Annotated in this window: 13 protein-coding genes; 8 read left to right on the top strand and 5 right to left on the bottom strand. The window is 46.1% G+C overall.

What is annotated here, in order from left to right; translation table 11 throughout:
• From FS736_RS13095 to uvrA, 4 genes are all read left to right on the top strand, one after another.
• Window positions 1-1,242: an EAL and HDOD domain-containing protein gene (locus FS736_RS13095; RefSeq protein ID WP_144477958.1), complete on the top strand. Its 1,242-nt coding sequence runs from the start codon at window positions 1-3 to the stop codon at window positions 1,240-1,242.
• Window positions 1,243-1,569: 327 nt separating this feature from the next.
• The gene (locus FS736_RS13090) at window positions 1,570-1,797 is read left to right on the top strand and encodes a CsbA family protein (RefSeq protein ID WP_144477956.1); all 228 of its coding nucleotides are present in this window, start codon (window positions 1,570-1,572) and stop codon (window positions 1,795-1,797) included.
• A gap of 300 nt (window positions 1,798-2,097) precedes the next feature.
• Window positions 2,098-4,077, top strand: a complete 1,980-nt coding sequence (gene uvrB, locus FS736_RS13085) for an excinuclease ABC subunit UvrB (RefSeq protein ID WP_144477954.1) — start codon at window positions 2,098-2,100, stop codon at window positions 4,075-4,077.
• Window positions 4,078-4,084: 7 nt separating this feature from the next.
• On the top strand, window positions 4,085-6,964 hold the full coding sequence (gene uvrA / locus FS736_RS13080) for an excinuclease ABC subunit UvrA (RefSeq protein ID WP_144477952.1): 2,880 nt from the start codon (window positions 4,085-4,087) through the stop codon (window positions 6,962-6,964).
• A 62-nt stretch (window positions 6,965-7,026) separates the two neighbouring features.
• On the opposite strand, the gene FS736_RS13075 is transcribed toward uvrA, so the two are convergent.
• Window positions 7,027-7,896, bottom strand: a complete 870-nt coding sequence (locus FS736_RS13075; RefSeq protein ID WP_186326777.1) for a polysaccharide deacetylase family protein — start codon at window positions 7,894-7,896, stop codon at window positions 7,027-7,029.
• Between the two features lie 287 nt (window positions 7,897-8,183).
• On the opposite strand from FS736_RS13075, the gene FS736_RS13070 reads away from it, so the two are divergent.
• From FS736_RS13070 to FS736_RS13055, 4 genes are read left to right on the top strand one after another with little or no spacing between them, the layout of a single operon-like run.
• The gene (locus tag FS736_RS13070; RefSeq protein ID WP_144477948.1) at window positions 8,184-8,498 is read left to right on the top strand and encodes a magnetosome magnetite crystal formation protein family; all 315 of its coding nucleotides are present in this window, start codon (window positions 8,184-8,186) and stop codon (window positions 8,496-8,498) included.
• Window positions 8,499-8,510: 12 nt separating this feature from the next.
• Window positions 8,511-9,626 carry a DUF4097 family beta strand repeat-containing protein gene (locus FS736_RS13065; RefSeq protein ID WP_144477946.1) on the top strand — a complete coding sequence of 372 codons (1,116 nt, stop codon included), beginning with the start codon at window positions 8,511-8,513 and terminating at the stop codon, window positions 9,624-9,626.
• A gap of 13 nt (window positions 9,627-9,639) precedes the next feature.
• Window positions 9,640-9,831, top strand: a complete 192-nt coding sequence (locus FS736_RS13060) for a PspC domain-containing protein (protein ID WP_144477944.1) — start codon at window positions 9,640-9,642, stop codon at window positions 9,829-9,831.
• A 2-nt stretch (window positions 9,832-9,833) separates the two neighbouring features.
• Window positions 9,834-10,199, top strand: a complete 366-nt coding sequence (locus FS736_RS13055) for a phage holin family protein (protein ID WP_144477942.1) — start codon at window positions 9,834-9,836, stop codon at window positions 10,197-10,199.
• Between the two features lie 65 nt (window positions 10,200-10,264).
• Here the strand turns inward: FS736_RS13055 and FS736_RS13050 are convergent, their stop codons facing one another.
• The 4 genes from FS736_RS13050 to nagB all read right to left on the bottom strand — a co-directional run bounded on the left by FS736_RS13050 (window position 10,265) and on the right by nagB (window position 13,101).
• A complete protein-coding gene (locus tag FS736_RS13050) occupies window positions 10,265-10,987 on the bottom strand; it encodes an N-acetylmuramoyl-L-alanine amidase (protein WP_313959727.1) in 723 nt (240 codons plus the stop codon).
• A 117-nt stretch (window positions 10,988-11,104) separates the two neighbouring features.
• Window positions 11,105-11,332 carry a DUF2164 domain-containing protein gene (locus tag FS736_RS13045; RefSeq protein WP_144477938.1) on the bottom strand — a complete coding sequence of 76 codons (228 nt, stop codon included), beginning with the start codon at window positions 11,330-11,332 and terminating at the stop codon, window positions 11,105-11,107.
• 278 nt (window positions 11,333-11,610) lie between these two features.
• A complete protein-coding gene (locus tag FS736_RS13040; protein ID WP_144477936.1) occupies window positions 11,611-12,333 on the bottom strand; it encodes a GntR family transcriptional regulator in 723 nt (240 codons plus the stop codon).
• A gap of 42 nt (window positions 12,334-12,375) precedes the next feature.
• Window positions 12,376-13,101: a glucosamine-6-phosphate deaminase gene (gene nagB, locus FS736_RS13035; protein WP_144477934.1), complete on the bottom strand. Its 726-nt coding sequence runs from the start codon at window positions 13,099-13,101 to the stop codon at window positions 12,376-12,378.
• Window positions 13,102-13,122 lie beyond the last annotated feature (21 nt).

The following is a 13,122-nucleotide window of genomic DNA, read 5'->3' as shown; positions in this document are numbered from 1 at the left end:
ATGGATATTTATGTTGCCAGGCAGCCTATATTTGATTTGAATGAGAAGACTGTTGCGTATGAATTGCTTTACAGGAGCAGCGCAGTCAATACTTATCAGCATACAGATGGGGACCAGGCTACAACGGACGTTATTGTGAATAGCTTCTTGAATATCGGGGTCAAAGACTTATCGAATGGCAAACCTTGTTTCATTAATTTTACTGATAATCTATTAAAACTTGGTGTTCCTTCTTATTTCAATCCATTATCAATTGTGGTGGAAATTCTTGAAACCGTTGAATTGAATGATGAGATCCTGAAAATTTGCCAGGAATTGAAATCGCATGGATACACTATTGCGCTGGATGATTTTTTTGTTTCCCAGTGGAACGAACTGACGGTCCGATTATTGGACTTTATTGATATTATCAAAATCGATTTCAGGACGACCAGCCGAACGGACAGGCAGGAAATGATCCGCTTTTTAAAGGGAAGGGACATCCGGTTTCTTGCTGAAAAGGTCGAAACGATCGATGAATATCTTGAAGCGAAGGAAGATGGGTTCGTATTCTTTCAGGGTTTTTACTTTAGCAAGCCGGTTATCCTGAACAGCTATGATATCCCATCTTATTATCATTCCTATTTTCAGATTCTGAAAGAAACCGAGAGCCCGGAACCAGACCTGGAAAAAATAAAGGATGTCATTGAAAAGGATATATCCCTTTCCTACAAACTGTTAAGATTGATCAATAACCCGGTTTTCAGGCCGCGGAACGAGATTTCCTCGATCAAGCAAGCCATTATCCTTTTAGGGCTTAATGAAATAAAAAAATGGATCTATGTACTGGCCATCAGGGGAGCAGTCACAGGTACCGGCAATTCCAAGGAAAGGGAAATCATTGAATTGTCCCTTAAGCGGGGAAAGCTGGGGGAACTGATTGGCAGGAAGGTAGGAAGAGAGGTATTGGCCTCTAAGTATTTCCTTCTCGGAATGTTTTCCCTGATGGATTCCCTGCTGCACCATCCGATGGAGGACTTGCTTCAAGACTTGCCTCTCAGCAATGAATTGAAGGATGCCTTATCGGGTGAAAAGAATGATGAATACGTCATGCTTCAATTTTTAATAGATATTGAGCATGCCTTCCACGAAAATCTTGAGCTTGCTTTCAACCCGACCACGATGAGCAAGGAAGAGCTCTTCAGGCTTTATGGAGAGGCGAGTGACTGGGCAGCCAAGGTATTGACTGAAGTGAATCCATAATCTTTAAAGCATGCTGCTGCATGCTTTTTCTTTTAGGCTCTTTTCTCAAACTTTATTGCTATTGACTACTAAATGGGATTGAATGATAGTTTTCTTCATAAAATAAAAGCTTATCATGAGAAAAGAGCTTGCACACTTAAAAACGAACTGCAAAATGGCTTTATAGCACGTTAAAATCGGCTTTAAGATTTTAACAACATCTTTCGGAAACAACCTTCATTTGCAAAGTAAATTCTTGTAACCTGCCGCTAAAAAAGCTATATTTTTTACATAGATAAAGTCATTTTGAAAAAGTTCGAAATTCTCTCTGAATGAGGTGTTTTTCCATTGGTGCTGAAATATTTGTCCGCACTGCTCCTGCCTGGTTTCATGGTCGTGTTTTTTTCCCGGGTTGCCTATAATCATGTCCTTGCGCTTGTATTGACGGTCGCATTGATCGCGGCTTCTGTTTATAAAGGGTATACGGATACCTTTCTGCTGATCGTCGTTGACGCTTTCTCGTTGACGTTTGGCTTCTTTCTGGCCAATCAGATGAGGAGTCGGAACAAGAAATAGCTGAAAAAAGTTAAATCAAGCCTGTCGAATTCTGTTCGGCAGGTTTTTCCTATTACAGCAGGCAAAACCGAAGTTCAATCAAACATTTGATTAACAATCATTCGACATTGCTCAACAGTGTCTTTTAAAAGAAGAATAGTAATTCGAATGTTTGTTCGCTTTTTGTTGGTTTGTTTTACCTGCTTTGTGGTAGAATGAGGATATGACTTTTTTGACAACCGTGTAAGGCTTATATATAGGAAGGTTCATATTCCACTGCGAAATGAACCCGACAGAAATTAAATTACAGGAGGCTTTTCTGTGAAGGACCAATTTGAATTAGTCTCGAAGTATTCCCCGCAGGGAGACCAGCCTGCGGCAATAACAGAGCTGGTGAAAGGCATTCGCGATAACAAGAAGCACCAGACGCTCCTTGGGGCGACAGGAACAGGGAAGACGTTCACGATTTCGAATGTCATCAAGGAAGTGAACAAGCCGACGCTTGTCATTGCCCACAATAAGACATTGGCAGGGCAGCTCTACAGCGAGTTCAAGGAATTTTTCCCGAATAATGCGGTTGAGTATTTTGTCAGTTACTACGATTACTATCAGCCGGAGGCCTATGTGCCTCAGACGGATACATTCATTGAAAAAGATGCGAGCATCAATGATGAGATCGACAAGCTGCGCCACTCAGCTACTTCGTCTTTGTTCGAGCGCAAGGATGTCATCATCATTGCCAGTGTATCCTGTATCTATGGTCTCGGTAATCCGGATGAATACCGTGACATGGTCGTGTCGCTCCGGACTGGGATGGAGATTGAGCGGAACAAACTGCTCCACAAGCTGGTTGATATCCAGTACGAACGGAATGATATTGACTTCAAGCGCGGGACGTTCCGTGTCCGCGGTGATGTTGTCGAGATCTTCCCTGCATCACGTGATGAGCATTGCATGAGGATTGAGTTTTTCGGTGATGAGATTGACCGGATTCGCGAGGTCGATGCGCTCACTGGCGAGATCATCGGTGAACGTGATCATGTCGCGATTTTCCCGGCATCCCACTTCGTAACCCGCGAAGAAAAGATGAAGATCGCGATCGAGAATATTGAAAAAGAACTAGAAGAGCGCCTTGAAGTGCTTCGTGCCGAGGAGAAATTGCTTGAGGCTCAAAGGCTTGAGCAGCGGACAAGGTATGACCTTGAGATGATGCGCGAGATGGGCTTCTGTTCAGGAATCGAAAACTACTCGCGCCACCTGACTTTAAGGCCGGCGGGTGCGACTCCTTATACATTGCTTGATTACTTCCCCGATGACTTTTTGATTGTCGTCGATGAGTCGCATGTTACATTGCCGCAAATACGGGGAATGTTTAATGGTGACCAGGCACGTAAACAAGTGCTTGTTGACCATGGGTTCCGCTTGCCGTCAGCGATGGATAACCGTCCGCTGACATTTGCCGAATTCGAGAAGCATGTCAAACAGGCGGTGTTCGTCTCGGCGACTCCAGGGCCGTACGAACTGGAGCATACACCGGAAATGGTCCAGCAGATCATCCGTCCTACTGGATTACTTGATCCGACAATCGATGTAAGGCCGATTGAAGGCCAGATCGATGACCTGATCGGCGAAATCCAGGAGCGGACGAAGCGGAATGAGCGTGTACTGGTAACAACCTTGACGAAGAAAATGTCAGAGGATCTGACCGATTACCTGAAGGAAATCGGCATCAAGGTCCAGTACCTGCACTCAGAGGTCAAGACGCTTGAGCGGATTGAAATCATCCGCGAGCTGCGGCTTGGTAAATATGATGTCCTTATCGGAATCAACCTTTTGAGGGAAGGATTGGATATTCCGGAGGTATCGCTGGTGACGATTCTGGATGCCGATAAGGAAGGCTTCCTCCGTTCAGAAAGATCGCTCATCCAGACGATCGGACGTGCAGCGAGGAATGAAAACGGTCATGTCATCATGTATGCGGACAAGATGACCGATTCGATGACAAAGGCGATCAGTGAAACGAAGCGCCGCCGTGAAATCCAGGAGGAATATAACAAAAAGCATGGCATCACACCGCAGACGATCCAGAAGAGTATCCGCGACGTGATCCGTGCGACGATTGCTGCCGAAGATCAGGAAGCGTACAGCCCGGCAGAAGGTCTGAAGAAGCTGACAAAGAAAGATCGCGAACAAGTAATTTTAAATATGGAAAAGGAAATGAAGGAAGCAGCAAAGGCCCTCAACTTCGAACGGGCAGCCGAGCTGCGTGACCTCATTCTTGAGTTGAAAGCGGAAGGATGACGATAACATGGCTATGGATAAACTGATTGTCAAAGGCGCCAGGGCCCATAATTTGAAAAATATAGATGTCACCATTCCGAGAGACAAGCTTGTTGTGCTGACAGGACTTTCCGGTTCAGGGAAGTCCTCGCTGGCGTTCGATACGATTTACGCTGAAGGGCAGCGCCGCTATGTGGAATCATTGTCTGCATACGCGCGCCAGTTCCTCGGCCAGATGGACAAGCCGGATGTCGATTCAATCGAAGGATTGTCTCCGGCGATTTCCATCGACCAGAAAACAACAAGCCGGAACCCGCGTTCAACAGTGGGAACGGTGACCGAGATTTATGATTATTTGCGACTGTTATTCGCAAGGGTGGGAAGACCAACCTGCCCGGTGCACAATATAGAGATTACCTCACAGACGATTGAACAGATGGTCGATCGCGTGCTGGAATATCCGGAGAGAACGAAGCTGCAAATTATGGCTCCGCTCGTTTCCGGCCGTAAAGGCACCCATGCAAAAGTCCTTGAGGATGTAAAAAAGCAGGGCTATGTCCGTGTCCGCGTTGACGGGGAAATGCTCGACCTGGGTGACGAAATCGAGCTTGAAAAGAACAAGAAGCATTCGATCGAAGTCGTCATCGACCGGATTGTCATCAAGGAAGGCATAGCTGCACGCTTGGCGGACTCACTTGAATCTGCACTCAAGCTAGGTGAAGGCAATGTGCTGATTGACGTGATGGGCGAGGAAGAATTGATGTTCAGCGAAAACCATGCCTGCCCGATTTGCGGTTTTTCAATCGGTGAGCTGGAGCCGCGGATGTTCTCATTCAACAGCCCGTTCGGTGCCTGCCCGGAATGTGACGGACTCGGCGCAAAGCTGGAGGTTGATGTCGACCTGGTCATCCCGAATAAGGAGCTTTCATTAAAGCAGCATGCCATTGCCCCGTGGGAACCGACGAGCTCGCAATACTATCCGCAGCTGCTTGAGGCAATCTGCAATCACTATGGAATCGATATGGATATGCCGGTAAAGGATCTCCCAGACAACCAGATGGAGAAGATTCTCTATGGTTCCACTAAAGACAGGATTTACTTCCGTTACGAGAACGACTGGGGACAGGTCAGGGAAAATTATATTGTTTTCGAAGGCGTATTGAAGAATGTGGAGCGCCGTTATAAGGAAACTAGCTCTGACTATATCCGCGAGCAGATGGAGAAGTATATGGGCGAGCACGCCTGCCCGACATGCAAAGGCTATAGGCTGAAGCGTGAAACCCTGGCGGTACTGGTTGACGGCCGCCATATCGGTGAAGTAACAGCATTATCGGTTGAGGAAGCACATCAATTTTTCGAGGGCCTTGAACTTTCTGAAAAAGAAATGAAAATTGCCAACATGATTTTCCGTGAAATCACTGAGCGGCTTGGCTTCCTGATAAATGTGGGTCTGGATTATCTGACGTTGAGCCGCGCTGCCGGAACGCTATCCGGCGGGGAAGCTCAGCGGATCAGGCTGGCAACCCAGATTGGTTCGCGTCTAACCGGAGTGCTTTATATCCTTGATGAGCCGTCCATCGGTTTGCATCAGCGCGACAATGACAGGCTGATTGATACGCTGAAAAATATGCGTGACATCGGCAATACCTTGATTGTCGTCGAACATGATGAAGATACGATGTTAGCGGCTGACCACCTGATCGATATCGGTCCTGGTGCTGGCATCCATGGCGGGGAAATTATCTCCCAGGGTACGCCGGCAGAGGTGATGGATGATCCAAATTCGCTTACGGGCCAGTATCTCTCAGGCAAAAAATTCATTCCGCTGCCAATCGAGCGCCGCAAACCAGACGGCCGCTATATTGAAATCAAAGGCGCAAAGGAAAACAACCTGAAAAATGTCAATGTGAAGTTCCCGCTCGGAACCTTCATGGCCGTCACAGGTGTATCCGGTTCCGGCAAAAGTACCCTGATCAATGAAATCCTTCATAAATCGCTGGCGATGAAGCTGCACAGAGCAAAAAGCAAGCCAGGCGAGTTCAAGGAAATAAAAGGTATCGATCACCTCGACAAGGTCATCGATATCGATCAGTCGCCAATCGGCCGTACGCCAAGATCAAACCCGGCAACCTATACGGGTGTGTTCGATGACATCCGTGATGTGTTTGCGTCGACGAATGAAGCAAAAGTCCGCGGCTATAAAAAGGGCCGCTTCAGCTTCAATGTAAAAGGCGGCCGCTGTGAAGCCTGCCGCGGAGACGGTATTATCAAAATCGAGATGCACTTCCTGCCTGACGTATACGTCCCATGTGAAGTATGCCATGGCAAGCGTTACAACCGCGAGACTTTGGAAGTGAAATACAAAGGAAAGAATATTTCAGATATCCTTGATATGACGGTTGAGGCAGGGGTTGAATTCTTTGCTAATATTCCGAAGATCGCCCGCAAATTGCAGACGATTTACGATGTCGGCCTTGGCTATATCAAACTCGGCCAGCCGGCGACGACTCTTTCCGGCGGGGAAGCCCAGCGCGTCAAGTTGGCATCCGAGCTGCACCGACGCTCAACAGGACGTTCGCTTTATATCCTGGATGAGCCGACAACCGGTCTGCACGTCGATGATATATCCCGCCTGCTTGTCGTCCTCCAGCGTCTCGTCGAAAATGGCGACACCGTGCTGGTCATCGAACATAATCTCGATGTCATCAAAGCCGCTGACTATATCGTCGACCTTGGCCCGGAAGGAGGAGACCGCGGCGGCACCATCGTCGCTACCGGCACTCCGGAAAAAATCGCCGAAGTGGAAGAATCTTATACCGGCCGGTACCTCAAGCCGATATTGGAACGCGATAGACTGCGGATGAAAGAGCAGATCGAGGAAAAAGAAAAAAGTACTAGCAATGCGTAATCTATATGAAAAAATCTCTTCCTTTTCGGGAAGAGATTTTTTGCGTAAAGAATCATACTACACTATTTCAACTGAATCGGTGTCATCTGTGCATCGAGCGCTTTAAAATCATAATTCTGCTTTTTCAGGAATTCCAGCAATTGAGGCAGCTGGATAAGGGTTTCTTCTCTTTCATGCAGAAGGATCACGAGCGGCTCATCCTTCTTGGCTTTGTCTGCTACCTGGGCGATTGTATTGGCAACCAGCCGGTTATCGCGGTAATACCAGTCTTTGCTGTCTACGTTCCAGTCCCACAACTGGTATCCTTTGTCACTGACGGCTTTTTTATAAGGATCCTTCATGTAAGGGGCGCTCCCATATGGTGTGCGGATCAGGGTCGAATCGATTCCTGTGATTTCTTTGATGGTCTTTAGTGTCTGTTCCATTTCAGCGACAACGGTTTGCGGAGACTGATAGATTTTCGTTTTGTCATGGGTGACACCATGCGCTCCAAGGCTGTGGCCGGCTTCTGCCATCCTTTTTACCGCATCGGGAAAGTTCCTCATATTGCCGTCCAGCATAAAAAAGGTAGCTTTTGCGTCAAACTCATTTAGAATCGATAAAAGTTGGTCTGATACCTTGTGCGGTCCGTCGTCAAATGTTAAGTAGACAGTTTTTGAAGGAGCTTTGGCTGGTTCTTCAGAGGGAGGGTTAACTACGTCTGGAGTCGGTTGTTCTTTATATCGTGTTTCACTTACTATAAATCTAGGCGGCTTTGTTTCAAGTTTTTTTAACACATGGTCAGTGCGATGATAAGCTGGTTTGAGTTCCTGATGTTGGCAGGAACTATGGACCACTGGCTTTTTCACCTGGCTAGCCACGGCGGAAGAGGAAGTGACTAGCCACCCAACTAAACAAACAACAGTGCACCATCTGGCTGTTTTACTTTTCAAGCTGAACACTCTGCATCCCTCGCTGATTTCTAATTTAATTTCACTTACTTAGACGGTAATATTTCATGTTTGTTACAGGAATATTTCTATATAATTACAGGATAATAGTTCATCAACATTATTTGAATAAGAAAATAGTGGAATTTGCCTATTGTAGAGTTCACGGAAGATTCGATAAATAATGGGGGTGTAGACAAGGGTTTGAAAGCAGTTTGTCGAATTAATTTCATAAAGAAATGAAACTTCTTAGACTCCGCTGCGTATTAATTGCTAAGGAGATGAAGAGGATGGATACGAAAAGGATTCTGTCAGCTTTGTGCTATTTCAGTATTATGTTCGCCGGGATCTTGTTCCCCCTTGTTGCTTATTTAGCTTCAGAGGATGGAGATGTAAAGTTCCATGCGAAGAAAGCGCTAATGTCACATCTTATACCACTGATTCCTGTGCCGCTTATTTTAATTGCGGTGTTCATTGATTTTAACGGAGGAACAGGGGGATTCCCTGTATTCCTGTTCAGCAGTGCGATTTTAATGGTTATATTGAGTTTCATTGTCCTTATATGGAATTTGGTTAAAGGAATAAAGGTGCTTAATACAAATTGAGGAGGATGGACCATGAAAGAAGAAAGAAAACGGATTTTGAAGCTTGTTGAAGAGGGAAAGATGACGGTGGAAGAAGCTTTGTTCCTGATCGAGCAGCTGGAGCAGGGGAAAACACAGAACCAGGAAAAATCAACCGCTCTTTCAACAAATGTGAATTTTGAAGAAGCCAAAAAAGCTGAATACAAAAAAGAAGATTACAATACGTATAATTTCAACACTGTAAAAGATAAGGTGCTTGATTTTGTAGATTCCGCTTTCAAAAAGATCAAGGATTTCGATTTGGACCTGAACTTTGGCCATTCCGTTGATATCACGCATATTTTCCAGCAGGGTGATACTTATTTGAACCAGGTGGACATTGATATGGCAAATGGTTCGGTAAAAATAGTGCCATGGGAACAAAAGGATGTGCGAGTCGAGTGCAGTGCGAAAGTGTATCGGGTCGAAAACCAGGATGAGGCACGCAAGAAGTTTTTAGAGGATGCAATCTTCACGATTGAAAATCAAAAGCTCCGTTTTTCGGTGCAGCAAAAGTGGATGAAGGTGGATGCAGTCATCCATATTCCGAAAGAAGAATATGAAAATGTCCGGATCCGCTTGTTTAATGGAACCATCGATGGTGAAAACTTAACAATAAAGGATTGCCGGGCAAAAACGGCAAACGGCAAAGTATTGCTCGGAAACCTTGAGTGCGGCAAGCTGGAAACGGAAACTGTGAGTGGCCAAATCAGCATCCAGCGAAGTGCAATCAGAGAACTTGAAGCTGAAACAATCAATGGCGCAATCAAGGCCGATGGCTTTTTTAATCATGTCGATCTTCAATCTTTTAATGGAAATGTGACATGCACCGTAAAGAACCAGGATTGCGAAAGCGTGGAAGTGAAGGCCACGACAGGAAGCATAGAGGTGACCCTGCCGGAAAAAACACCAGCCAGTGGTGAACTCAAATCGAATCTTGGCGGCTTTACCATCGAGCTCGATGGCATACAGGTCGTTGAGGAGAAAAGTGATATGGTCCAGAAACATCTTCGCTTCAAGCCTGCTGATGGCGGGCAAAAGGCTGTCAGGCTCTATGCTGACACCAAAACAGGTTCAATTGCAGTAAAAAAATTATTACAACAGCAGTAGGAAGGTGTTAACCATGAAATTATCCCGTTCCCGGACGAACCGTATGCTCGCAGGAGTGCTCGGCGGGATGGCAGAATCCTTTGGAGTGAAGGCAGCCCTGCTGCGAATCCTGTTTGTGATTCTGCTGTTCAGTACGGCATTCTTCCCGATGGCCGTCCTTTATCTTGTATTTGTGTTTGCACTGCCAAACAGGGAGGAATATTAAAAATGAGATGGCTGTTGGGAATCGTCATTAACGCAGTCCTTTTCATGGCACTTGCCGGGTATTTCGAGAATGAGATTTATCTGTCTGGTTTCGGTGCTGCATTAGGCGCCAGCTTCATTCTTTCAATCTTGAATATCCTGGTTAAGCCGATTTTAATCATTTTGACACTTCCTGTCACAGTCCTTAGCCTCGGACTGTTCCTGTTTGTCATCAACGCAGTCACACTGATGCTGACAGACAGACTGATGGGGAGTTCGTTTGAAATAGCCGGTTTTGGCATGGCGCTTCTTACAGCGGTGATCATGTCCATCGCAAACCTGGTCATCCAGAACACGGTGTTGCGCGAATCGGATAAAAAACGCAGGTAACATCTTCAAATGAACCTCATCTAGATAAAAAAGAAAAGGCCAGCACGTAAAGTGTCGGCCTTTTCCTATTCCTGCTCAATATAAGCTTCAAAGCCCGCCTTCCTTAAACGTGCGGCAAGTTCTTCAGCGTTACGCTCATCTTCGAACGCTCCAGCCTGGACTTTGTATAATCCGCCTTTTCTGGCTGTAGCGGCAGATTTTGCAGCCGAAGGTGAGGGAGCAAGGGATGGTGCCGCATTGTCTTTTCGCTGGAGCTTGAACTGCTCTGCCAAAGCTTTGACAATGCCTTCTGCTATCGTTCTTCGGTACGTTTCGGAGCGCAGCAGCTCTACTTCGTTACGGTTTGTCATAAATCCGCCCTCCACCAGGACGGCATCCATTTTTGTTTCCCTCAGGACATGGAAATCAGCAGTTCGTACCCCACGGTTCTCGAGACCTGTAGCGATGACAAGATTGCGCTGGATTTTTTGGGCCAGCTGATTCGCCACAGGCGGCCTGGATGGATAGACATAAGTTTCAATACCGCCGACATTATTCCAGCCCCCGCTGCCAAACGCATTGGCATGGATCGATACAAATATATCCACATTCAGGCTGTTCGCCTTGTCTGTCCTTGCTGTCAATGACACATCTCGCTGATCGGAATGAGAAAAATACACGGTGACATTCTTGTAGTTTTCAAGCAGCTGGTTCGCATAATTCGCCACGGCCCTGTTAAACTCATATTCTCTCAATCCATCAGGACTTCGCTTACCCGGGGTGTTGTAGCCATGCCCAGCATCAAGCATGATCTTCAAGTTTATCACACCTTCCGTTAAAAGATTTCCTCATCAGTATATATATGACTAAATCCAGGAAAAGGACATATTGAGATCAGATAAAGGGGGTTATCCATACGTTGTTTCTTATTTGTTCAGTTCAAATATGTCATCCAGACGCTGTGATATGAAATCGTGGCCGTCCTGGATTCCTTTATTATAAAAGTGAGGTGCGAGCTTATTCGCAAAAAATTCAAGAATCAGCATGGCAGCCAAATCTCCCAGTTCCTCACCCCGTTCTTCAAGGAAATATTGCTTGATCTCAGCGGTCATTTGATTCCTGGCAAAATCATCAATCTGGAAGTTCTTAAGCATCTTATCTACTCCTTATTGTTTATTACCCCCATTTTAAGGCAATCAGACAAACTATTCGACAAAGGCGTTCGATTATTTCCGTGGAAATAAGCTAAATTTTCTTTTGACATCGACAATAGAGCCATTACATGAAATTTTTGTAGGAATTTATAAAGAGGGAGCGACAGTAATGAAAAGCTCGTTTAGCCTTTGAATGATTACTTACCAGGCAGGGGGGGGGTTCAGTGTGAAAAAGTCACGAAAAAAGACCCGGCTGGGGGTCTCTGAAAAAATAGTCATTACCTCTGCATAGTATGAATGAATTTGTAGCGGTCGGCACGATAGGCTGATTTTACGTATTCGAAGGGGGTGCCATCCTTTAGATATGAAGTCCTGTGTATCAGCAGGACTGGCGAGCCTCTGTCGATTTCCAGCAAGGGCAATTCGTGTTCCTTCGCAATTGTCGCCTCGATTTGCTGTGTCGCTTCATGGATCGTCAGGGATAGTTTTTCCTCGATGTACTCGTAAAGGGAATGATTAATGATTTCCTCTGTCAATCCCTTCACCAGATTGGCAGGTAGATAGGTGGTTTCAAGAGCCAGCGGGGCATCATCGGCAAGTCTGACACGCGTGATTTCAAATACAGGTGTATGTTCACCAAGATGAAGCATATCGGCAATTTGCCGGCTGGCGGGAATGATTTCGAATGACACCAGCCTGCTGCCAGGAGTAAGCCCGCGCTCCTTCATGTCTTCTGTAAAGCTTGTCATTCCCTCCAGGCGATTTTCGACTTTCTTTTGATTGACGAAGGTGCCTTTCCCTTTTTGGCGGTACAGGTATCCATCATTCACAAGATTCGTCAACGCTTGCCTGATGGTCATTCGGCTGATTTTGAAGAGGTCGGCATAAACGCGTTCCGAGGGAATGGCTTCATCAGGCTTGAGCTCGCCGCTTTCAATCTGGCTTTTAATATATTCTTCAAGCTGATGATAAATCGGTATGGGTGAATTTTTATCAATCATAGGTCATTCTCCTGACTGCATATCGTTTCCGGTATAGCGGAATCAAAGCATTGCTGCCGCTTCTTTATCGGCAAAAATCGTAACATTCGGGTGTTTTTTCAGTACAGAAGCAGGAAACTCTTCGCTGACCTCGCCTTCCATCAAGCGGGCAAGCGCCTCAGCCTTGGTAATCCCGGAAACAAGCAAGAAGATTTCCCTGCTATCCATGATTGTGGCAATTCCCATAGTGATCGCCTGCCTCGGGACATCATCAAGAGAAGCGAAAAAACGCGAATTTGCCTTACGTGTGCTTTCCGCCAGGTCAATGAGGTGCGTCCTGCTGTCGAATGATGTTCCTGGTTCATTAAAACCGATATGCCCATTCTGTCCAATCCCGAGAACCTGCAGGTCGATGCCGCCATACTCACGGATGAACTGTTCATAACGTGTGCATTCTTTGCCAAAATCCTTTGCTGTCCCATCAGGTATATGGGTCTGCTCAATTGGGATATCGATGTGTTCAAATAGCTTCTCACACATGAAGTAGTGGTAGCTGTGGTGATCCTTTTTTGGAACGCCAATGTATTCATCCAGGTTGAATGTGTTTACTCGTTGGTAGGAAGTCCTGTTCAACTGATGGTCTTTAATAAGTTCCTGATAAAGTCCGGTCGGTGTACTTCCGGTAGCAAGGCCAAGATTGAGCGCTGGATTCCCTTTGAGGCGGGAGAGGACTTGCGCTGCTGCCTGCTGGCTAAGCTCTGCGTAATTCAATGTTTGGATCAGTTTCACATCATCACCTCTTTCAAAATG

This window comes from Cytobacillus oceanisediminis 2691 (assembly GCF_007678455.1).
In the GTDB taxonomy this organism is placed as follows: domain Bacteria; phylum Bacillota; class Bacilli; order Bacillales; family Cytobacillaceae; genus Mesobacillus; species Mesobacillus oceanisediminis_A.
The sequence above is the reverse complement of the archived record's forward strand: the minus strand, read 5'-3'. Positions and strand labels throughout refer to the sequence as shown.

What these genes read in the sequence shown, in the direction of transcription:
- FS736_RS13040 (WP_144477936.1), bottom strand. Translation starts at nt 12,333, where the DNA reads ATGATTGATAAAAATTCACCCATACCGATTTATCATCAGCTTGAAGAA.
- FS736_RS13050 (WP_313959727.1), bottom strand. Translation starts at nt 10,987, where the DNA reads ATGCTTGATGCTGGGCATGGCTACAACACCCCGGGTAAGCGAAGTCCT.
- uvrA (WP_144477952.1), top strand. Translation starts at nt 4,085, where the DNA reads ATGGCTATGGATAAACTGATTGTCAAAGGCGCCAGGGCCCATAATTTG.
- FS736_RS13065 (WP_144477946.1), top strand. Translation starts at nt 8,511, where the DNA reads ATGAAAGAAGAAAGAAAACGGATTTTGAAGCTTGTTGAAGAGGGAAAG.
- FS736_RS13060 (WP_144477944.1), top strand. Translation starts at nt 9,640, where the DNA reads ATGAAATTATCCCGTTCCCGGACGAACCGTATGCTCGCAGGAGTGCTC.
- FS736_RS13095 (WP_144477958.1), top strand. Translation starts at nt 1, where the DNA reads ATGGATATTTATGTTGCCAGGCAGCCTATATTTGATTTGAATGAGAAG.
- FS736_RS13055 (WP_144477942.1), top strand. Translation starts at nt 9,834, where the DNA reads ATGAGATGGCTGTTGGGAATCGTCATTAACGCAGTCCTTTTCATGGCA.
- FS736_RS13045 (WP_144477938.1), bottom strand. Translation starts at nt 11,332, where the DNA reads ATGCTTAAGAACTTCCAGATTGATGATTTTGCCAGGAATCAAATGACC.
- FS736_RS13070 (WP_144477948.1), top strand. Translation starts at nt 8,184, where the DNA reads ATGGATACGAAAAGGATTCTGTCAGCTTTGTGCTATTTCAGTATTATG.